Here is a 20,922-nt window from a genome sequence, read left to right as displayed (position 1 = left end):
ATGGTCACTCTCCTTTTATGCCTCTTGGGGCGTGTGCTACGACCCCGCATCATAGGCTCAGGAGAGTGGCCGCCGGAATTACGCTATGTATCAAACGCTATTCCGCAGCCACTTGCGTAGCCGCCGCGCGGATACGGGCCGCGCAGAATTTGAACTCGGGGATCTTGCCGAATGGATCCAGCTGCGGATTGGTCAGGAAATTCGCAGGAGCTTCGAAGAAGCAGAACGGGATGAATAGCATGCCCGTCGACACGTCCCGGTCTGCCCGCAAGGTCAAGGTGATGGCGCCCCGGCGGGTCTCCACTGTCACCTTCTGTCCGGAATGCAGACCCGCAAGCTTGATATCGCGTGGGTTCATGGAGACGACCGGCTCCGGCTCAAGCGCATCCAGAACGGTGGCCCGCCGGGTCATGGCGCCGGTGTGCCAGTGTTCCAGCATACGGCCCGTGGTCAGCACCAGCGGGAAATCACTGTCTGGCAATTCACTTGGCGGCACAAGATCCGTGGGCACGATCTTGCCCCGCCCGTCTTCAGTGGGGAATGCCTCTCCAAACAGGATCTCGTTGCCCGGCTTGTCCGGGGCATCGGCCGGATAGGTCACCGTGCCGTCGCGCTCCAGCCGGTCCCAGGAGATATTGTCGAGCGAGGGCATATGCTGACGCATTTCCTCGTAGATCTCGGGAACGCCGCCATAGGACCAGTCCAGGCCCAGACGGTTGGCAAGGGCAATCAGAATCTGCCAGTCGGCCCGGGCCTCGCCCGGCATCGGCACGCAGGGCCGGCCAATCTGGACCTGCCGGTTGGTGTTGGTATAGGTGCCGAGCTTTTCCGCGTGGGCGGAAGCTGGCAGGATGACATCCGCATGCCAGGCGGTTTCGGTCAGGAAGATGTCCTGAACCACCAGATGTTTGAGTGAGGCAAGCGCTTGGCGGGCATGGGCCTGGTCCGGATCGGACATGGCTGGATTCTCACCCTGGACAAACATCGCCTCGATGCCGCCAGCCAGAATATCATCCATGATCTCCACCACCGTCAGGCCGCGCACCGGGTCAAGCGTCCGGCCCCAGGCATCTTCGAATTCGGCCCGGATATCGGCGCTTTCCACGGAGCGGTAGTCAGGAAAGACCATGGGGATCAGCCCCGCATCAGAGGCTCCCTGAACGTTGTTCTGCCCCCTGAGCGGATGCAAGCCGGTGCCCGTGCGGCCGATCTGGCCAGTGGTGAGCGCCATGGCAATGAGGCAGCGGACATTGTCCGTTCCATGGACATGCTGAGAGACGCCCATGCCCCAGAAGATGATCGACCGGGCACTGGAGGCGTAAAGCCGGGCCACCTCGCGCAACGTGCCTGCGGAAATGCCGCAGACCGGCTCCATGGCCTCCGGCGTGAACTCCCGGATCTTGTCTTTCAGCGCATCAAAACCGTCCACATGGGCCGCAATATACTGGCTGTCATACAGCCCCTCAGTGATGATCACATTGAGGATCGCATTCAGCATGGCCACGTCCGTGCCCGGCTTGAAGATCAGGCCGTAATCGGCATGGCGCATCAGCCCTTGCCCGCGCGGATCCATGACAATCAGCTTGGTGCCGTTCTGGGCCGCCTGCTTGATATAGGTTGCCGCGACCGGATGGTTCTGTTCCGGCCGGGCCCCAATCACGATCATGCAATCAGCATCTTCCGCCGCATTGAACGGTGCCGTCACCGCGCCCGAGCCTATGCCCTCCATCAGAGCTGCCACGGAAGACGCATGGCAGAGCCGGGTACAGTGGTCGACATTGTTGGTCTGAAAGCCCTGGCGGATCAGCTTCTGGAAAAGATAAGCTTCCTCGTTAGAGCCTTTCGCGGACCCGAATCCGGCTATGCCTGCCCCACCCTTGGCATCGAAACTTGCCTTCAGACCGGCGGCTGCCCGGTCCAGCGCTTCGTCCCAGGTTGCTTCCCGGAAATAGTCCAGATGGTCCTCCAGGGTCATGGACACATCCCTGCCCTTTGGCGCATCGTCCCGGCGGATTAGTGGCTTGGTCAACCGTTGTGGACTAGAGACATAGTCGAAGCCGAAGCGGCCTTTCACGCACAGGCGGTTTTCATTGGCCGGGCCGTCGCGGCCATCCACCTTGACGATCTTGCCGTCTTCAACAGAAACGGAGGTCAGGCAGCCGACGCCGCAAAAGGGGCAGACACTGTCGACCGTCTCTTTCGGAAAGACCTCACGAACCTTGCCCGCCGTGTCCAGGAGGCTCTTTTCCATCAAGGCCCCCGTTGGGCAGGCAGACACACATTCGCCGCAGGCCACACAGGTGGACAGGCCCATCGGGTCGGCCAGATCAAAGACCGGAACCGTACGGGCGCCCCGGCCTGCCATGCCGATCACATCATTAACCTGCACGTCCCGGCAGGCGCGCTCACACAGGTTGCAGGCGATACAGGCTTCCAGATTGACCGCAATGGCCGGGTGGGAGATGTCCTGAACCGGTTTTTCACACGGCGCGAACCGGCTGCCGGTCACGCCGACCGCCTCAGACCACGCCCAGAAATCGCTGTCCGGGTCCGGATGACTGTCCCGGTCCGGCTGATCGGCCGCCAGCAGCTCGAACACCATTTCCCTGGCCTTGGAAGCCCGCTCGGTTGCCGTGTTGACGACCATGCCCTCTGACGGGAGGCGGATACAGGACGCCGCCAGTGTGCGCTCGCCTTCGATATCCACCATGCAGGCCCGGCAATTGCCGTCGGAGCGGTAGCCGGGCGCATCCTTGTGGCACAGATGTGGAATGGCAACGCCTTCACGCTTGGCCACCTGCCAGAGGGTTTCGCCCTCTTCGGCTGTCACATCCCTTCCGTCGAGAGTGAAAGGAATCCGGCTCATCTTTTCAGCTCCTCCTGGAAAAACCTGAGCACCGACATGACCGGGTTGCTGGCCGCCTGCCCGAGGCCGCAGATGGACGCCGAGCGCATGACCGCATCAAGATCACCGATCTTGCTGCTATCCCAGCTGCCCTCCCCCAGAAGCTGCTCCATCTTCTCCGTGCCCGAGCGGCAGGGCGTGCACTGGCCGCAGCTTTCATGTTTGAAGAAACGCATCAGATTGAGGGCAACTTCGCGCATGTCATCCTGATCCGAAAACACAACAATGGCGTGGCTGCCGATGAAACAGCCATGTTTGTCAAGCGTGCCGAAATCCAAGGGCACGTCGGCCAGAGAGGCCGGCAATATGCCGCCCGACGCGCCGCCCGGGAGATAGGCCTTGAATATATGCCCGTCCTCCATACCGCCGCAGAATTCGTCCAGAAGCTCGTTCATGGTGATGCCGGCGGGAGCCAGTTTCACGCCCGGCTCTTTCACCCGCCCGGAGACAGAAAAGGATCTGAACCCCTTGTGGCCCCGCCGCCCCTGATCTGCGAACCAGTCCGGGCCCTTTTCCAGGATGTCACGGATCCAGAACAGGGTTTCCACATTGTGGTTGAGGGTCGGACGGCCGAACAGCCCTACCTGGGCAATGAAAGGCGGCCGGTGGCGCGGCAGGCCGCGCTTGCCCTCGATGGATTCGATCATCGCGCTTTCTTCGCCGCAAATATAAGCGCCCGCGCCGCGGCGCAGTTCGATGCCGATCTCTGTCACAAGACCTGCGTCCTGGAGGGCTGCGATCTCCCGGGCGAGGATTTCAAGGACGGCCGGATATTCATCGCGCATATAGATATAGATCCGCGCGGCACCGATCGCGTGGGCGGCAATCAGCGCGCCTTCCAGCAGCCGGTGCGGGTCGCGTTCCAGATGCTCCCGGTCCTTGAACGTGCCAGGCTCGCCTTCGTCGCCATTGACGGTGACATATTTCGGCCCCGGCAGATCCTTGACGATCTTCCATTTCGTACCCGTCGGAAATCCAGCACCGCCCAAGCCTCGCAGGCCTGCTTCCAGGGCCTTGTCGGCAATGGTGGCCGCATCAAAATGCCCGGCCCGTACCCGTTCCAGAAGCCGATAGCCCCCCGCCGCCCGGTAGCCCTCCAGATGGATATAGCCGGGCAGCACCGGGGTATGAGCGCCTTCAAAGAGGGCCGCGCGCACGGACAACTCGCTGGCGCCGTCCACCGCCCGCTTGCCGACCTGCACGGCCGGGGCTCCGGCGCAACGCCCGATACAGGGCACTTTCTGAATGCGGACCTTGGCCGGGTCGACCCCATCCTTGAGCGCAGTTGCCAGCGCGTCGGTGCCTTTGAGCGCACACGCGATGCTGTCGCAGACCCGGACCGTCAGCGGAGCCGGTTCCGGCTCGCCTTCGCGCACGATGTCGAAATGGTGATAGAAGCTCGCAACCTCATAGACCTCGGCCTGGGACAGGCGCATCTCTTCAGCGAGCGCCCGCAAATGCCGGGCCTGAAGGCATCCATGCGCGTCCTGGATCTTATGAAGATGCTCAATGAGCAGGTCTCTACGGCGGGGCTCTGCCCCCAAGAGTGCCTGAACCTCACGCAGGGCCGCTTCGTCCAATTGCCGCCCTTTTGGCTGGGACGGCTTCCGCGAAAGCCCCTTGCCGAAAGACATTGCGTTTCTCCCACACTCCGGACCCGGCTTTTTGAGCGTTTCGCGTCCCGACAGGGTCAATCCGGTTCAACACGGTCCGCTCAAAGGCGCCAGAGCCGGCTCTCATTCGCTCCTGGCAGGCGGGCGCCACCGGCTTGCGGTGAGGCTTACCTTGATAGTTGGCTCTGGATGCTAGCGGCGCAAAAAGGGGCTGTCTGTTTGAAAAACGACAACGGACCTCCAAAAGCTGACGCATTGGGGATGACGCATCGCTTACCGCCCGGCGGACAGCTCCAGGACCTCATCACTGCCGAGCAAGACGGTGTCAGGCGGTCAGGTGCGAAAAGGCAGCCACGACACGTTCATAGACGGGACGTTTGAACGGCACGATCAGCTCGGGCAACCGCGCCGCATCTTCCCAGCGCCAGGCGCTGAATTCCGCTGAGTGACCGTCTGGCGGCGTCAGGATGTTGATTTCCTCTTCCGATCCGTCAAAGCGGTAGGCTACCCAGCGTTGGGCCTGCCCCCGGTATTTGCCCTTCCGGCTCTTCTCGACCACCTCAGGCGGATAATCATAGGCAAACCATTCCGGCGCCTCTTCAAGAAGCGTCACCGAGCGGATCGAGGTCTCTTCGTAAAGTTCCCTGCGGGCGGCTGCTTCAGGGACTTCCCCCTTGTCGATGCCGCCCTGGGGCATCTGCCAGGCGTAGTCATAGTTCGAAGAGCTTCCGCCATCATCGCGGCTGCCGATCCAGACCTTGCCGTCATGATTGATCAACATGATGCCGACACAGGGCCGGTAGGGAAGTCCGTCTTCTGGGGAGGGAAAGCCTGGTCCAAGTGCACGCTTTGTCACAAAAACACCTGTCTGATACTCAATTCCAAGATTTACCGGTCAATGGTTGCGCTGACCGGCACCAGTTGCAGTCCACGCTCTTCCAGATCCCGCACCCATTTTTCCAGCTGGCGCACGGTAACCGGAAGCGCCGAGCCCGAGGCAACCGCGACGCCCTTTGACCGCGCAATGCTTTCAAGCTGCAGCAGTTTGGCGTCGATGCTGTCATCCCGGGGCACTTCATCCAGAACCACATCAACCCCGGAAAAAGGGACACGCAGATCGGCCGCAGTTTCCGCGGACAAACTGCGGGACGATGTGCCGTTGTCGACAAACATCAGCCCCCGCGACTTGAGCTTTTCCAGAAGGTACTGAATCGACGGTTTGGTGGAGGTGAACCGGGCGCCCATTTCCGGAATGGTGCCGACATAATTCGTCATCCGGGTGAGCAGGAAGGCCAGACGGTCAAGCATCTCATCCGGCTTCAAGCTGACCAGAAGCGTCTGCGGGCCCGGGTCATTGTCAGGAAAATCAAACGGCTCCAGCGGCAATTGCAACAAAAGCTCGTGGCCGCGGGTACGGGCCTGCTGCATCCACTGGTCAAGGTCTTCCCCGTAAGGGGCCATCGCGAAGGTGACATCTGCCGGCAAGGTATCGATCGCATTCAGGGTTCCGGCTTCACTCAGCCCCAGACCGTTCAAAATGACGGCGATTTTCGGAATCGATGTGAATTCACGCACCACTGGACGGGAATAGGCATCAAGAGGCCGCACACCCGCATCGCTGATTTTCGGAAGGAAACCATAGCTTGAGCGTTCGCTGACCCGTGTGTCCGGATTGATCGACAGGCTCGTGACCGGGGCATCACTGCCCAGCCCATCCGGCCTCTGGATCATCTCATAGCGGGGGCCCATCAGGTCTTCGGCCGACTTCTGCCTCAGGCTCGGGCCCAGATCCCCGCCAAGGCCCGGTCGGATTTCGACAACCTCAATGTCCTGCGAGGTCACCCCTTCAACAATCGTATCAAGGGGAATGACCGCCACAGGCTCGCCGCCCAGCGGGTCCTCCACCACCATGATCCAGATCAGAGTAGTCGTGACAAAGACACTCAGGACACCGGCCCCGATTAGACCGAAGGGCAGCCTGACCAGCCGCCGTTTGCCCATTCCTAGGGGAGCTGTGAGATCTTCTCTCGACATGTCGTCCTGAGCCTTTTGACCGGCACGGTGCCAGCCGCATCATTGTTATTGGAATACGCAGAACGAGACAGGACCGCTGCGCACCACAACCCGGCGCGCAGCTGAAAGATAATGATCAGTTTTTGACGGCCGCGCTGTCGGAGACCGGCGGGAAGGCGCTGTTCACCTGAACGCCCCGCAGAAGGTCAAGGGCCAGGTTCAGCTGGGTGTCGTCCTTCGGATCCGGCGGCACGTAGGCCTGGCTGCCGGACTGCTCTTCCCCATCTGCTTCCAGATGCCCGCGCAGGCCCGCTTCGCCCTTGGTATCGACCCGGCCCACAAGCTCTTCGGGAAGATCCTGCAGGGCTTCGATGTCGGGCACGATGCCTTTGGCCTGGATAGAGGTGCCGGACGGCGTGTAGTAGCGGGCCGTTGTCAGACGGATCGCTCCATTCGCGCCGAGCGGAATGATCGTCTGAACGGACCCCTTGCCGAAGGACCGGGTGCCGAGGATGGTGGCCCGGCGGTGATCCTGCAGCGCACCGGCCACGATTTCCGACGCCGATGCCGAGCCGCCATTGACCAGAACGATCACCGGCTTGCCATCGGTCAGGTCCCCTGCCCGCGCGTTGTAACGCTGGGTCTCGTCGGCCTCACGGCCACGGGTGGAAACGATCTCGCCCCGGTTGAGGAATGCGTCGGACACGGCAATCGCCTGATCCAGCAGACCGCCCGGATTGTTCCGCAGATCAATGACGTAGCCTTTGACATTGTCCTCACCAAGTTTGCTGGTGATTTCCTCAATGCCTTTCTTCAGGCCGTCGAAGGTCTGTTCGTTGAACTGGGTCACGCGGATATAGCCGACATCATCGCCTTCTTCGCGCCAGCGCACGGAGCGGATGCGGATAATGTCGCGTGTGATGGTGATATCGAGCGGCTCGGCCCGCCCTTCGCGGCGGATGGTGACCACAATGTCAGTATTGACCGGGCCGCGCATTTTCTCGACCGCTTCATTCAGGGTCAGACCCTGAACCTGTTCGCCGTCAATGTAGGTGATCAGGTCCCCGGCCATAACGCCTGCCTTGGCCGCTGGCGTGTCATCGATCGGCGAGACCACCTTCACCAGGCCGTCTTCCATGGTGACCTCAATGCCGAGGCCGCCAAATTCACCGCGTGTCTGCACCTGCATGTCGCGGAAGCTTTTCGGCGACATGTAGCTGGAATGCGGGTCCAGCGATGTCAGCATGCCATTGATGGCGCTTTCGATCAGCTGGGCATCATCAGGCACTTCCACGTAGTCGGAGCGCACGCGCTCAAACACGTCACCGAACAGGTTCAGTTGCCGATAGGTGTCAGTTGCGGCCGCATTGGCAGCAGCGGGCACGTTCAGCTGCATCTGGGATATGGTCGTGATAGCCGCGGCCCCCATGAGGGCACCCACCAGCAGCAAGGAAGCTTTCCGTATCATCCGCGAGCCTTTTCTTCTTCTGTGCGCGCCCACCAGGGGGTAGGATCGATCGCACGGCCGTCCTTCCGAAATTCAACATATAGGATCGGCTGGGTCGAGCCCAAGCCAATTGTCGATGCGCTTGCCCATTGGGTCGCACCCATTACACCGACCGGTTCCCCGGTCAAAACAAACTGCCCCAATTCCACATCGATCCGATCCAGCCCGGCGAGGAGCACATGGTAGCCGTCGCCGGTATTCAGGATCAAGAGCTGACCGAACGAGCGGAACGGCCCTGAATAGACAACCCAGCCATCAGCGGGCGATGTTACATTAGATCCGGGTCTTGTGGCGATAGATTGACCTTCCGTCAAACCGCCAAATTCGTCATTCTGCCCGAAATCCGTCATCAGGGTTCCGGCAACTGGCCGGGGCAGCCGGCCTTTTGCCTCTTCAAAAGTGATCGCCGGCGCCAGCCGCCCCGGGTCGGCGAAAGGGTCGAAGTCCCGCGAAGCGTTCCGCTTTGCAGTCAACGCCGCCTGCCGGGATTTTTCCGCCGCGTCCCGGGCGCTGGCAATTTCCGCTTCCAGATTAGAAATCAGCTCCTGAAGCGAGCCGGCCTGGGCCGCCAATTGCGCCGAGCGCCGTTTCTCCTGTTCCAGCACCTTCACTGACTTTTGATGTTCCTGCCTTTTGGCCCTCAAGAGAAGCTCCAGGCGGGACTTTTCCTCAGCCAATCGCAAGGCATCTCCGCGAAGACGCTGTTTTTCCGTATCGATCACGGCTTTCAAGCGCTGCAATTCCGCAAGATCGGCGGCGAGCGCTTCCGTTTCCACCTTCAATTCCGGCATGACCGCATTGAGAAGAATCGCACTGCGCACGGCAGACAGCGCGTCGCTGGGCCGGATCGCAAGGGCTGGCGGCGGGCGCTTGCCGATACGCTGCAGCGCTGCCAGCACTTCCGACAGCACATCCCGGCGGGAAATCAGCGACAGGCGCACAGCGTCCTCGTTCTCCCCCAGGCTTGTCAGGCGGCGCTCCGTGTCGGTCAACTGGGTTTCAAGCCCCTTGATCCGGTCCGAGGTCCCGATGATCTTCGAATTCAGGGTTTCCCGGTCCCGGTCAAGCGCCTGGATTTCCCGGGCAATCGCCTGCTGCCGGTCCGAGGAGACTTCGATATCCTTTGACAGGGCCGCAAGTTCCGCCTCGCGCTTTTTCTTGCGATCCAGAACCTTGTTGATTTGCGCGCTGTCGGGCGCAGCAGCATTCGTGCGCTCATCCAGGCTTTCGCTGGCAGCCACCAGCCCCGGAGCCATCGCAAGACAGACAAGCACAAGGCCGACAAACGGCACATATCCATGCCATTTCCCACGCCCTGGATGCACGGCCTTGCTGCGATCCGGTTTCAAATTGCCTAAGCTCCCAAAGGTTTATGTCTTTCTGCGATACGACATCTTGCGTAAATGAAGCGTTTACTCAAGTGACCGTTCTGTTAATCCGGCTCCCGCCTCGCAGCCACGGCTTCTCCAGGAAGCCGCCTCACCCTTCTAAAGCATCGTGCGGCCTTTTGAACGCACAAAGATGCCTGGTCCCTTTAAAAGCGATCAACTTTACGATGCCATCCCGTTTCCGGCACAGGACCTATTGATCAGCCTCCTTCGATACGGCCGGAATACGGCGAGATACGGGCAGAAACACGTTTTGCCGGTATTTTGAACCGGTTATGACCGTAAATTTCAGCCGATTCCGGTTCTTTCACACGCTTGTCCCCAGCCACCCTTGCCGAAGGCCGGGGCATCCAGCGCGCCCCCATTGCTGTTCTCATGGGGCCGGATGGCGGAATACAAGATCCTGCGGATCAGGGCGCGGCGCACCGGGGTCAAGCACGGCCCCCAGCCGTTCGGCCAGCCTGCGCGAGCGCTTGTTCTCCGGGTCCATATAGCTGACCAGGGTGGACAGACCCAGCGTCCCAAAGGCCCAATCTCTCATCGCCTGCGCGGCTTCAAAAGCCGCGCCCAGACCTTCGCCATGGTCATAAACAAACCAGCCGATTTCCTTTTCGGGAAAAAGCGGACCGTGATTGATGCCAATCTGCCCCAGGCACACACCGGTGGTGCGGTCCTCAATCATCAGCGCGCCATGGCCACAAAGGGTCCAGAGCGCCACATCATTGCAGAACATGCCCCAGGCGGCCGTATCATCCATGGGCCCGCCCATATACTGCGCCCGTTGCGAGCCCATCAGCGCGGCATAATCCGGCCAGTCTTCCAGCGTCATGGGACGCAGCAAAAAGCGCTCGGTTTCAAGGGTCGGTATCATCATCACACCTATGTTTCCTGGCCGGGACACAGGATTGGGTTTCAGGAAAATGCCATGGCCCTCAGGTTTGGGGCCATAGTGTCTTTGCGTTGACCTTTCTGAAGTCACGCCGCGAAAGCAGCACATCCGCAGAAACGTGACGCGCTGCAAGAGTTTTTAAGACTGGTCATACCCGGTGATAGGGATGCCCGGACTGGATGGTCATGGCCCGGTAGATCTGTTCGGCCAGCAGGATACGGGCGATCTGATGGGGCCAGGTCATGGCGCCCAGGGCCAGGATCAGATCTGCCCGGGCGAGCAGCTCCGGCCCATGGCCATCCGCCCCGCCAATGGCAAAGACCACATCGGGCGTGCCCTGGTCCTTCCAGTCTTCCAGCTTGCGGCTGAACTGCGGGCTGGTCAGGTTGCGGCCGTTTTCGTCCAGAACCACCAGACGGCTGCCTGCAGGCAAAGCGGTCACCAGCGCCCGCGCCTCTTCCGCCTTGCGGTCCTCCGCGCGCTGCGCACGGCTTTCGGGAAGTTCGGTCAGGAGCAGACCTGTGACCCCAAGACTGCGGCCGGTTTTGCGCGCACGGTCCAGATAGCGGTCCAGAAGGTCCTTGTCCGCACCGGATTTCATCTTGCCGATGCAGGAGAGTGTGAAGCGCATGAAGTCCCTGCCGGAGCGGATCCGGCCTTTCGTGTCCGCTTGTTGTGCAGCCCCGGCGCAGACCTGCTTTCAGGACAGATCCCGAAAGCAAAGCCTGTCAGGCCGGATCAGCCGATATATTGCGGCGCCTCGTCCGTCTCCGGAGCCCACATCTTTTCCAGATTGTAGAACCCGCGAACTTCCGGACGGAAAATATGAACGATGACATCGCCTGCATCGATCAGAACCCAGTCACAGGTGGCTTGTCCTTCCACCGTCGCCGAGCCGGCCCCAGCCGCTTTCAGATCTTTGAGCAAGTGATCCGCAATGGCGCCCACATGACGATGGGACCGCCCGGACACAATCACCATGTGATCCGCAAGGGAACTTTTACCGGCAATGTCGAGAGTAACCAGGTCCTCAGCTTTGGAATCATCAAGACTGCTCAGAACCGTATCGAGGAGGCCTGCCGCAAGATCAGCGCTTACGGTAGCCTGCAGGGGGTTGGACAATTCAGTCCGCCCGCTTTCAAAGGTCATGGTCAGGTGTAGTGCCTTTCGCCGTTTGTGCCGTCCTGCTGCCAACGTCGTCACGAACCAGATTGGCCGGTTGAAACGTCACCCGTTTTGGATGCAGGACCGGTTGACCGTACCTCGGCCGCGAGTGCCGCGACCGTCCTTATAATACCGCTTCCCGTTTGGCATTTTCAAGACAAGGTATTTTCCTTGGCAGTTTTGCCACCTACGCGCCGCGCCCGTTCCGCAAATCCGTTGAGGAGGTTTGATCAAGAGGCGTGTGCAAAAACGTCCAGACCGGAGGCTCCATATCGGGCAAAAGAGGGGCGTCTTCTTCGGGAAGCCTATAATTTTCAAAGACTTTGGCCATGGGCGACGACAGGACCGACAGGGACGCGCCCGGTCTGTCGACAATGGCGATCGGCACGGAGCCGACGATTGCGCGCCAATCCTGCCAGCGGTGGAAGCCAGCCAGGTTGTCCGCGCCCATCACCCAAACGAATCGCACGGCCGGGCGCATAGCCCGCAAGGCCATGACCGTGCGCGCCGTATAGGGCGTGCCCAGAACGGTCTCATACGCGGTAACTTTCATGCGTGGGTGATTTGCCATGGCACCCGCCATATGAAGGCGCATTTCCAGCGGTGCCAGATCCGCATGGCTCTTGAGCGGGTTGCCCGGAGTGACCAGCCACCAGACCTGATCGAGACCGAGACGCTTCAGCACGGTTGCGGCCACCAGGCGGTGGCCGGAATGGGGCGGGTTGAAGGACCCGCCAAACAGACCGATACGGTTGCCCGGTTCGGCATGGGGCAGCTTCAACCAGTCGCGGTTGAGCTCCGCCCCCAGGCTCAAGGGGCTCATGGGCGTGTCTGACCCGCTCCGTGGACCTTGTATTTGAAGCTCGTCAGCTGTTCAACTCCGACCGGCCCACGCGCATGCATGCGCCCGGTGGCAATGCCAATTTCCGCCCCCATGCCGAATTCCCCGCCATCGGCAAACTGGGTGGAGGCGTTGTGCAGCACAATGGCGGAATCGACCTCCGCCAGAAACCGGTCTGCCGCGTGCTGATCATCGCTCAGGATGCAATCGGTATGGCTCGACCCATACTGCGCGATATGCGCCATGGCCGCGTCCAGTCCGGACACCACCTTCACCGACAGGATCTTGTCGAGATATTCGGTGGACCAGTCCGCTTCCGTCGCCGGGATCACATTGCTGCAAAGGCTGAGCACCGTTTCGCAACCACGGATCTCGCAGCCCTTTTCTTGAAGGGTCGCCGCAATCGCCGGCAGGTGGCTTGCCGCGACAGCCTCATCAACCAGAAGGGTCTCCAGCGCGCCGCAAATGCCGGTGCGCCGCAATTTCGAATTGACCACGATCTCGACCGAGCGCGCCAGATCCGCCCCCCGGTCGACAAAGATATGCACCAGCCCCTCCAGATGGGCGAAGACCGGCACGCGCGCGTCCCTTTGCACCCGCTCCACCAGGCTCTTGCCACCTCTGGGCACAATCACGTCCAGAGTTCCCCCAAGGCCGGTCAGCATCTCGCCGACAGCCGCCCGGTCGGTCACCGGCACGATCTGGATTGCGTCTTCGGGCAGTCCTGCGGCGGCCAAGCCTTCCTGCAAGGCCGCATGGATGGCCCGGTTGGAGCGGATGGTGTCCGATCCGCCGCGCAGCACCACCGCATTGCCCGCCTTCAGGCACAGAGCCCCGGCATCCGCCGTCACATTCGGGCGGCTTTCATAGATGACGCCGATCACCCCAAGCGGCGTGCGCACCCGTTCGATCCTCAACCCGTTCGGCCGCTCCCAGGCCGCGATCACACTGCCAACCGGATCGGCCAGCGCCACGATGTCTTCCAGCGCCCGCGCAATGGCTTCGATCCGCTCTTCGCTCAAGCAGCCCCGGTCCAGATAGGCTGCTGTCTGGCCGTTGGCAGTCATGGCGGCGACATCTTCCCGGTTTTCCTTCAGGATCTTCGGCGTCGCGGCGCGCACCGCCTTGGCCATTTCCTGAAGCGCCCGGTTTTTGACCTCGGCTGGCGCAGTTGCCAGAACCCGCCCGGCCGCCCGGGCACGCTGGCCGATTTCCGCCATCAGATCTCCGGTCGCCCCGGTTCCAACCTTGTCCAGCATCTCTGTCAACTCCCCAAATTGCGGCTCCTCGCAACCGCAGGTCTTGCCGCGTTGTAACGCGATCATGTGCAAAAGGCATCCTCAAGTTCCGTCTGCCTTTTCCCAATCCTTCAGTCCAGAACCGGCAGGTCCAGCACCAGATCGTCCCGGTGGATCATTTCCGCCCGGCCCGGATAGCCGACAATGGCCTCGATCTCCCGGCTGTTGCGCCCTGCGATCAGCCGTGCCTCATCCGCATCATAGGCAATCAGGCCCCGGCCTAGAATGCCGCCTTCCGGATCGCGCAAGATGACCGCGTCGCCCCGGGAGAACTGGCCGGACACTGCTGTGACCCCGGCGGGCAGCAGGCTCTTGCCCGATTTCATGGCGCTGACTGCGCCCTCATCCAGGCGGATGTCACCGCGCGGCTCCAGATGGCCGCCAATCCAGGCCTTGCGCGCGCTGGCGGGTGTCGCCTGTGCCGGAAACCAGGTGCCGCGCGCGCCCTCATCCAGCCGCCGCAGCGGGTGCAGTTCCTTGCCGGAGGTGATCACCATGGAGGTGCCCGCCGCCGTTGCGATCTTGCCCGCATCGATCTTGGTCTTCATGCCCCCGCGTGACAACTCCGATCCGGCACTGCCCGCCATGGCCTCGATCTCTGCCGTGATGCGCGGCACATGCGGCAAGAACACCGCCTCCGGGTCTTCTGCCGGCGGAGCCGTATAGAGCCCGTCAATATCCGACAGAAGCACAAGGCAATCGGCGCTTGCCATGGTGGCCACCCGGGCAGCCAGCCGGTCATTGTCGCCATAGCGGATTTCGGATGTGGCAACAGAATCGTTTTCATTGATGATCGGTACCGCCCCCATCTTCAACAATGTGCCGATGGTGGCCCGCGCATTCAGATAACGCCGCCGTTCTTCCGTATCCCCGAGCGTCAGCAGGATCTGCCCGGCCCGTTTGCCGTGGCGCCCCAGCGCCTCCGCATAGGCCTGGGCGAGCGCGATCTGCCCGGCCGCCGCTGAGGCCTGGCTTTCCTCAAGCTTCAAAGGCCCCTTGGGCAGGCCCAGCATGCCCCGGCCAAGGGCAATGGAGCCGGAGGAGACGATCAGCATGTCGGCCCCGCCGTCCGACAGAGCCACCACATCCGCAACCAGCGCCTCCAGCCAGCCACGCCGCAGCTCGCCGGCTTCCACCAGCAGGGCAGACCCAATCTTGATGACGATGCGCTTGTGCGCTTTGAGGTGGTGGGCGGCGGGTGCGGACATCAGGGGTGCCACCCCTCCTGTTCGGGGGCTGGCACCTGATTGGCCGCCTCTTCCTTGTCCCGGTCGATAGCCCGCATGATCATGCGCAGCGCCCGGTCCACATTCAATCCGCTGGTGGAAGACAGGATCAGGGGCTTCTGACCGCAGGCCGCTTCCAGGCTGGCCGCCTGCTCCGCAATCAGGTCCTCGGTCAGGGCGTCACATTTGGACAGGGCGACAATTTCCGGCTTGTCGACAAGCCCGCCGCCATAGGCTTCCAGTTCGCCGCGCACCACCTTGTAGGCCTCGCCCGGATCTTCCACACCGGACCCGTCGACCAGATGCAGCAGCACCCGGGTCCGCTCAACATGGCCCAGGAACCGGTCGCCGAGACCCGTGCCCTCATGAGCCCCTTCGATGAGGCCTGGGATATCGGCCATGGCAAAGCTGTTCCCGTCAATCTGGACGATGCCGAGATTGGGGTGCAAGGTGGTAAATGGATAGTCGGCAATTTTCGGCTTGGCAGCCGAGACCTTGGACAGGAATGTGGACTTGCCCGCGTTGGGCAGACCGACCAGACCGGCATCGGCAATCAGCTTCAACCGCAGCCAGATCCATTTTTCCGCGCCCTCAAGACCCGGATTGGCCCGGCGCGGCGCCTGATTGACCGAAGACTTGAAATGGGCGTTGCCGAAGCCGCCATTGCCGCCTTTCAGGAGCAGCACCCTCTGGCCAAGTTCGGTCAGATCCGCAATCAGCGTTTCGTTGTCCTCTTCCAGAATCTGCGTGCCGATGGGCACTTGCAGCACCACATCCTTACCATGGGCCCCTGTGCGGTTGCGGCCCATGCCGTGAATGCCGGTCTCCGCCTTGAAATGCTGCTGGTAGCGGTAGTCGATCAGCGTGTTGAGGCCGTCGACACATTCGACGATCACGTCACCGCCCTTGCCGCCATCGCCGCCGTCAGGGCCGCCATATTCAATGTATTTCTCGCGCCGGAAGGATACGCAGCCCGCACCGCCATTGCCGGAGCGCACATAGATCTTGGCCTGATCAAGGAATTTCATTGTTCTTCTCTTGTCCTGTTGTCAGGCCCGACCCTTGGGTCAGCGGCCAGTCAAAAACGCGTCCCGGGAAAGTTCCAAACGGACCGCCGGCACGGCCCCACCCCGTGAAAGGCTGTCGCAGCCAACATCGGCCACTTTCTGAAAGCCGATTTTTTCCGCCACGCTCAGGGAGGCCCGATTGTCGGTCATAGCCTCGCAGGCAACGCGCGTGTGGCCCGTCTTTTCAAACAGCCAGGCGACCGCTGCCGCAACAGCCTCGCTCATGAAGCCCTTGCCCCAATAAGCCCGCCCAAGCCAATAGCCGATCTCCGGGGTGCCCTGCAACGCCTTGAAGCTGAAAGAGCCGATCATTTCGCCCTTATGGTCAATCTGAAATCCCAGTTCCTCAGCCGCGCGCCAGTCAGCCCAACGCTCCGCCGCCCGCTGCAACTTGGCCCGGCCCGCCTCCCTGTCATACGGATAGGGCACACGGGACAGCATCCTGGACACCTCATAGTCGCCCAAAAGCTCCGCGCATCGCTCAAGATCTGCCATCGACGGTTTGCGCAGCACCAAGCGTTCTGTGCGGATCACCTGCTCACCCATGCCCCTCTCCCTGAAGGTTTTCAAACCGGCTCCGGCTGAGGCTCAACCTGATCCCGGGCAGCTCTTCGCCCCGGGACCGGACCCGGATGGTGTAAGGCTTTTCCGATGCAAAACCGAGTTTCCGCAAGACCGCAAGAGAGGCAGGATTTTCGCACAGCGCCCCGCTTGCAACCTCTTGCGTAGCGGTTGCCGAAAACAGCCAACGCAGGGCCTCGCGGGCCGCTTCGCTCATATAGCCCTTGCCCCAGAAGGGCTTGCCCAGCCAATAGCCGAGGTCCGGCACCGGCTTGGACGAGCTGAAAGAGACCACCCCGGCACATCCTTCGCCCGCATCAATGGCAAAGGCGCGCTGACCGTCAGGCTCCATGGCGGAGGTTCTGGCAAACCAGTCCTGCGCATCGGCCAGCCCGTAAGGATGCGGCACCATGGAGAGCATCCTGGCCACGTCAAAATCCCCAATCCGTTCCGTGATCCCCGGCAGATCCGTTTGCGCAACAGGACGAAGGGTCAGGCGTTTTGTCTGAAGCACGGGCAAGCTCATACCGGTTCCCTCCGGGCTTCAAAATCCGCCCGATCCAGACGGACCACCACGTTGGAGACCTTCCGGTCAAGGGCTTTGGCAAAACGTTCCGTCATGCTGTAGGGCTTGAAGCCCATTTTGCGTAACAGGCCGCGGGAGCGGGTGTTGTCCTCAAAGGCTCGTGCGGCGATCGCATCGGTGCCATAAGCGTCAAACGCCCAGCCGAGCACAGTCTCCACCGCTTCGCTGGCATAGCCATGTCCCTGAAAAGGGCGGCCGATCCAGTAGCCAAGGGTTGGCAGGTCCGGCAAGTCGTCCAGATCCCCGGGCGCTTCCACCGCCACGATGCCGATAAAGACCCCTCCAAGGGTGACCACAAACACCGCCTCGGTCAGGAGTGGATCGGTGCCGACAACCGTGCTGACAAAGGCCTCCGCCTCCCCGTCCATATAAGGCCAGGAGGTGCCCGTCAGCCAACGGGCGATTTCAAAATCCCGGCCGCCCAGATCTGCCAGCGCGGGGGCGTCCCGGCTTTCCAGCGGCCGCAGCAGCAGGCGCCGCGTTTTCAACTCCGGCTGCGTGATCATCGGCCCTGCCCCCAGTCTTTCAGCGACGACCAAACCGCCCGTTCCAGCGTGTAGCGCTCGATAGGAACGGAGCCGCCGGCCCCAAGAGACCGGATCATCGACTGGTCCCGGAACTGAAAACCGGATTTCACCAGAACCCGGCGCGAGGCCGGGTTGGTGACCCTGCAGGAGCCCTGCAATTCATCAATATCGTGATAGGTAAAGGCGTGGTCGACCAGCGCATGCACCGCTTCCGTCGCAAATCCCTGCCCCCAGAACGGTTCGCCCAGCCAGTAGCCCACATGAACCGTCCCATCCAGTTCCAGCCGGGCGTAGCGGGCAATGCCCATGAGCCGGCCCGTGCTTTTCAGCCGGATCGCAAACATCGCGGAATGGGGTTTGTGAAGGTCAGCCTTGGCAATCACCTCCCGGCCGTCCTGGGCGGAGAACGGGTGAGGCATGGTCGACAGGTTTGCCGCCACCTTCTTGTTATTGGCCAAAAACACCAGATCGGCCAGATCGTCCCTGCGCAGCCGATCAAGGCGCACACGAACCGCTTCCTGCGGCAACGGGGCCGCTGTCAAACTGCTCTCGTCTAATAAACCGTCACTTTCAACAACCATCTTATCCTCCAGCCAAACACATCAAGGGAGAGATGGCGTCCCATCTCTCCCTTGCATCTTCGACTGGTCTTGATTGCTGACCTGTCTCGAAATGCCGGGGTCTGAGGGACGCCGGCGCTTCGAAACTTCACGTCGGCTTTACTCCGCAGCTTCCGCTACCGGGACCACATTAATGAGGGTTCGTTTGTTGGCCGCTGCCTTAAACTGAACCTTGCCTTCCACGGTCGCGAAAATGGTGTGATCCTTGCCCATGCCCACGCCGGTGCCCGGATGCCACTGCGTGCCCCGTTGACGTGCGATGATGTTGCCCGGAATCACGGCTTCGCCACCATATTTCTTGATGCCGAGACGGCGGCCAGCTGAGTCGCGGCCGTTGCGGGATGAACCGCCTGCCTTCTTGTGTGCCATCGTGAGAACTCCTCGTTCTTCGAATTCTTAAATCAACAGTCCTGAAACGGCGGCTTAGTTGCCAGCCAGTTCCTTGGCCTGTTCAACCCAGTTGTCGCGCTCGATGCGGCCCTTGAAGTTCAGGACCTCGTCAACGCGGGCGATGTCTTCCGCAGAGAAGTTGATGATCTGCTCATAGGTCATGATACCCAGAGCGTTCAGTTTCTTCTCAAGGACCGGGCCGACGCCGGAGATCTTTTTCAGATCATCCTTCGTGTCCGGTGCGGTGAAGAGCGGCTCGACAGCGGCCTCTTCTTTTTCCTCAGCCTTTGCTGCGGCTTTTGCAGCAGGGGCTTTTTCAGCTTCTTCAGCCTTCGGCGCAGCCTTTTTCGGCGCTGCCGTCTTGGCCGGCTTGGCACCGCCGGTCAGGATGTCGGTCACCTTGACAAGGGTGAAGGACTGACGGTGGCCGTTGCGGCGGCGGGAGTTCTGACGCCGGCGCTTCTTGAAAATGATGATCTTGCGGCCGCGGCCCTGATCGACCACTTCCGCAACCACGCTCGCCCCTTCAACGGTCGGAGCGCCAACGGTGGTGTCGGTGCCGTTGCCGACCATCAGAACCTCATCAAAGGTGACGGTGCTGCCGGCTTCGGCGTCGAGTTTTTCGACCCTGAGCAGGTCGTCTGCGGCAACAGTATATTGTTTGCCACCGGTTTTGATTACAGCGAACATGTCGCGCACGTCCTTCTTTTCGTTTTTGAACATGCCGGACACAGCCCCCATGGCCTGCCTTCCGGCTGTTTTCAGATCGAACTGAGGCGCCTGCCCTTGCCGGATTTCCATCCGCCAGGAAGATCTTTGTGTCGGGTTGCAAGAAGCTTGAAAAGCCCGCCAGGCCTTGATCGACTAAGAAAGCCCGAGAAAGCCAAACCTTTTCGAGCCCGCGCACTATAGCCAGCCAGCCTTCTTTGTCAAACGGAATTCTGCCCCCCGGTCCGGCAAGGCTCGGGAGCCCCCCCCCGGATCAGGACTTCTCTGCACACGCTTTCACTCGTCACCCTGATCTGAAGGTCGTCTCATTGTCCTGCGCGTTCAGAACGAACTTCAAAGACATGAGGATGACTGGCAAGTCTATGTTTCTTTTTTTGTGTTCGGAACTGAAATCCGCTACGGCGCGCGCTGTACAAATCAGGCGTATGTCAACACCACCACACCAGGCAGAGGGCTGGTCCGCCCACCGGTCAGGACGGTCTTTTGCGCGGTTTCTATGCGGATTCCACCCGGTTTCTGGGCGCCGTCTGGCCGCCGGGACGGCAAAACCTGCAATCCCGGTGAAGAATGCAAATCGGGACTTGCGGCTCTCAAAGAGTGTGTCTATGGTCCGCGCCACTTGAGACCCGTTTTTGTCGCAAGGACCGCGGAGAGGTGCCGGAGTGGTTGAACGGGGCGGTCTCGAAAACCGTTGAGCGCGCAAGCGTTCCGGGGGTTCGAATCCCCCTCTCTCCGCCATAAACTTATGATTTTATTCAGCAAAATATGTTGATAGGCTTAGGGTAATTATACACCTATTGCGTGCATTGCCGTTTCCCGTGACAACATAGAAACAACACGCAAGGTCTTGCATACCCCACTGAATTTTCGGAGCCGTCTGGTTCGCGCCATTTCAAGCCACAGCCGTGAGAGATGCCGAGAGAATTGCTACTGTGCAATTCCGGCAGAATCGCGTCATGGTATCAACCAAGGCAAGCATTGCGATGAATGACAACCTGGATCGACTCCAAAAGAAACTCGAAGGTGATGGCCCAGCAGAGAAGCAAGTCTTTCTGATAAAGCTCATGCATGAGTTCGAGACAGCGCCCGATTTCGGCGACAAGTATGTGGCTGACGCGAGTTCTGCAACCCAAAGATGGATTGCCCGTATTGGTGCGCTATTGTCGCGAGTGGGTATCCTACACAAGGTTGCTTTCCAATCCCAAAGACAGACCTCCGTTCAATTCTGCTCGATCGTGAGAGAACCGTTCCGTCAGCTAATACTGGCGACGGCAGAGGAAATAAAGCTGGAGCTGGAATTAGATGGTCACGAGGATTTGTGCCAAGTTTATAGCTCTCAGCAGCAGTACGACTTCCTACGTGAGCTCAAGGAAATCATATTGGGTGCGCAAAATGAAGTTTTCATCGTTGATCCATATTTTGCCGGCCAAGCCTTCGAAACTTACCTCGGCCCTTTGGGCGGGAGCTGCTCAATCCGAGTCCTTTGCAGCAAATACTCGAATGAAGTGTGAGCGTCCGTTGAACCCGACCTGCCGCTTTTCGATTTGGTGCGTTAAGTGTCCGCTTAATTAAATGGACATTTAAGGGCCCTTAATGAG

20 protein-coding genes and 1 tRNA gene are annotated in these 20,922 nt (G+C 60.8%); 2 read left to right on the top strand and 19 right to left on the bottom strand.

From position 1 onward, the window contains the following. Positions 1–97: 97 nt before the first annotated feature. The 19 genes from fdhF to ACXAIC_RS23585 form a co-directional block, all read right to left on the bottom strand. Entirely contained in the window at positions 98–2,866 is a 2,769-nt protein-coding gene (fdhF, locus tag ACXAIC_RS23675; RefSeq protein WP_475186608.1) for a formate dehydrogenase subunit alpha, read from the bottom strand. Then, a complete protein-coding gene (locus ACXAIC_RS23670) occupies positions 2,863–4,539 on the bottom strand; it encodes an NAD(P)H-dependent oxidoreductase subunit E (protein ID WP_475186604.1) in 1,677 nt (558 codons plus the stop codon). Before ACXAIC_RS23670 ends, fdhF begins: the two co-directional genes overlap by 4 nt. Positions 4,540–4,843: 304 nt before the next feature. After that, positions 4,844–5,374 carry an RNA pyrophosphohydrolase gene (locus tag ACXAIC_RS23665; RefSeq protein ID WP_475186602.1) on the bottom strand — a complete coding sequence of 177 codons (531 nt, stop codon included), beginning with the start codon at positions 5,372–5,374 and terminating at the stop codon, positions 4,844–4,846. Positions 5,375–5,406: 32 nt separating this feature from the next. Next, positions 5,407–6,552, bottom strand: a complete 1,146-nt coding sequence (locus tag ACXAIC_RS23660; protein WP_475186600.1) for a divergent polysaccharide deacetylase family protein — start codon at positions 6,550–6,552, stop codon at positions 5,407–5,409. 115 nt (positions 6,553–6,667) lie between these two features. After that, positions 6,668–7,999 (bottom strand): S41 family peptidase, encoded by a 1,332-nt coding sequence (locus tag ACXAIC_RS23655; protein WP_475186599.1) that lies wholly within the window; start codon positions 7,997–7,999, stop codon positions 6,668–6,670. Beyond that, positions 7,996–9,387: a murein hydrolase activator EnvC family protein gene (locus ACXAIC_RS23650; protein WP_475186597.1), complete on the bottom strand. Its 1,392-nt coding sequence runs from the start codon at positions 9,385–9,387 to the stop codon at positions 7,996–7,998. The genes ACXAIC_RS23655 and ACXAIC_RS23650 overlap by 4 nt, the downstream gene beginning before the upstream one ends. 412 nt (positions 9,388–9,799) lie before the next feature. Next, the gene (locus ACXAIC_RS23645) at positions 9,800–10,297 is read right to left on the bottom strand and encodes a GNAT family N-acetyltransferase (RefSeq protein ID WP_475186618.1); all 498 of its coding nucleotides are present in this window, start codon (positions 10,295–10,297) and stop codon (positions 9,800–9,802) included. Between the two features lie 166 nt (positions 10,298–10,463). Beyond that, on the bottom strand, positions 10,464–10,946 hold the full coding sequence (gene rlmH / locus ACXAIC_RS23640; protein ID WP_475186593.1) for a 23S rRNA (pseudouridine(1915)-N(3))-methyltransferase RlmH: 483 nt from the start codon (positions 10,944–10,946) through the stop codon (positions 10,464–10,466). A 107-nt stretch (positions 10,947–11,053) separates the two neighbouring features. Beyond that, entirely contained in the window at positions 11,054–11,464 is a 411-nt protein-coding gene (rsfS, locus tag ACXAIC_RS23635) for a ribosome silencing factor (protein WP_475186590.1), read from the bottom strand. Positions 11,465–11,666: 202 nt separating this feature from the next. Next, complete coding sequence (locus tag ACXAIC_RS23630) at positions 11,667–12,302, bottom strand: nicotinate-nucleotide adenylyltransferase (RefSeq protein ID WP_475186586.1); 636 nt, start codon at positions 12,300–12,302, stop codon at positions 11,667–11,669. After that, positions 12,299–13,579, bottom strand: coding sequence for a glutamate-5-semialdehyde dehydrogenase (locus ACXAIC_RS23625; RefSeq protein ID WP_475186614.1), 1,281 nt, complete (start codon positions 13,577–13,579; stop codon positions 12,299–12,301). The genes ACXAIC_RS23630 and ACXAIC_RS23625 overlap by 4 nt, the downstream gene beginning before the upstream one ends. A 110-nt stretch (positions 13,580–13,689) precedes the next feature. Then, positions 13,690–14,826 (bottom strand): glutamate 5-kinase, encoded by a 1,137-nt coding sequence (gene proB / locus ACXAIC_RS23620; RefSeq protein WP_475186582.1) that lies wholly within the window; start codon positions 14,824–14,826, stop codon positions 13,690–13,692. Continuing rightward, positions 14,826–15,872: a GTPase ObgE gene (gene obgE / locus ACXAIC_RS23615; protein ID WP_475186578.1), complete on the bottom strand. Its 1,047-nt coding sequence runs from the start codon at positions 15,870–15,872 to the stop codon at positions 14,826–14,828. Before obgE ends, proB begins: the two co-directional genes overlap by 1 nt. A 39-nt stretch (positions 15,873–15,911) precedes the next feature. Beyond that, positions 15,912–16,457, bottom strand: coding sequence for a GNAT family N-acetyltransferase (locus ACXAIC_RS23610; RefSeq protein WP_475186575.1), 546 nt, complete (start codon positions 16,455–16,457; stop codon positions 15,912–15,914). Further along, positions 16,450–16,998 carry a GNAT family N-acetyltransferase gene (locus ACXAIC_RS23605; protein ID WP_475186569.1) on the bottom strand — a complete coding sequence of 183 codons (549 nt, stop codon included), beginning with the start codon at positions 16,996–16,998 and terminating at the stop codon, positions 16,450–16,452. The genes ACXAIC_RS23610 and ACXAIC_RS23605 overlap by 8 nt, the downstream gene beginning before the upstream one ends. Next, on the bottom strand, positions 16,995–17,564 hold the full coding sequence (locus tag ACXAIC_RS23600; protein ID WP_475186566.1) for a GNAT family N-acetyltransferase: 570 nt from the start codon (positions 17,562–17,564) through the stop codon (positions 16,995–16,997). Before ACXAIC_RS23600 ends, ACXAIC_RS23605 begins: the two co-directional genes overlap by 4 nt. Then, positions 17,561–18,166, bottom strand: coding sequence for a GNAT family N-acetyltransferase (locus ACXAIC_RS23595; protein ID WP_475186562.1), 606 nt, complete (start codon positions 18,164–18,166; stop codon positions 17,561–17,563). The genes ACXAIC_RS23600 and ACXAIC_RS23595 overlap by 4 nt, the downstream gene beginning before the upstream one ends. Before the next feature lie 138 nt (positions 18,167–18,304). After that, complete coding sequence (rpmA, locus tag ACXAIC_RS23590; RefSeq protein WP_055119650.1) at positions 18,305–18,574, bottom strand: 50S ribosomal protein L27; 270 nt, start codon at positions 18,572–18,574, stop codon at positions 18,305–18,307. Between the two features lie 54 nt (positions 18,575–18,628). After that, complete coding sequence (locus ACXAIC_RS23585; RefSeq protein WP_475186611.1) at positions 18,629–19,285, bottom strand: 50S ribosomal protein L21; 657 nt, start codon at positions 19,283–19,285, stop codon at positions 18,629–18,631. 687 nt (positions 19,286–19,972) lie between these two features. Here ACXAIC_RS23585 and ACXAIC_RS23580 point away from each other — a divergent pair. Together ACXAIC_RS23580 and ACXAIC_RS23575 are read left to right on the top strand one after the other, a co-directional pair. Then, positions 19,973–20,062: transfer RNA gene (locus ACXAIC_RS23580), tRNA-Ser, on the top strand. Between the two features lie 218 nt (positions 20,063–20,280). Next, complete coding sequence (locus ACXAIC_RS23575; RefSeq protein ID WP_475186556.1) at positions 20,281–20,835, top strand: hypothetical protein; 555 nt, start codon at positions 20,281–20,283, stop codon at positions 20,833–20,835. The last annotated feature ends 87 nt before the right edge of the window (positions 20,836–20,922 follow it).

The organism is Roseibium sp. AWQ4_254 (genome assembly GCF_056161025.1).
The sequence above is the reverse complement of the archived record's forward strand: the minus strand, read 5'-3'. Positions and strand labels throughout refer to the sequence as shown.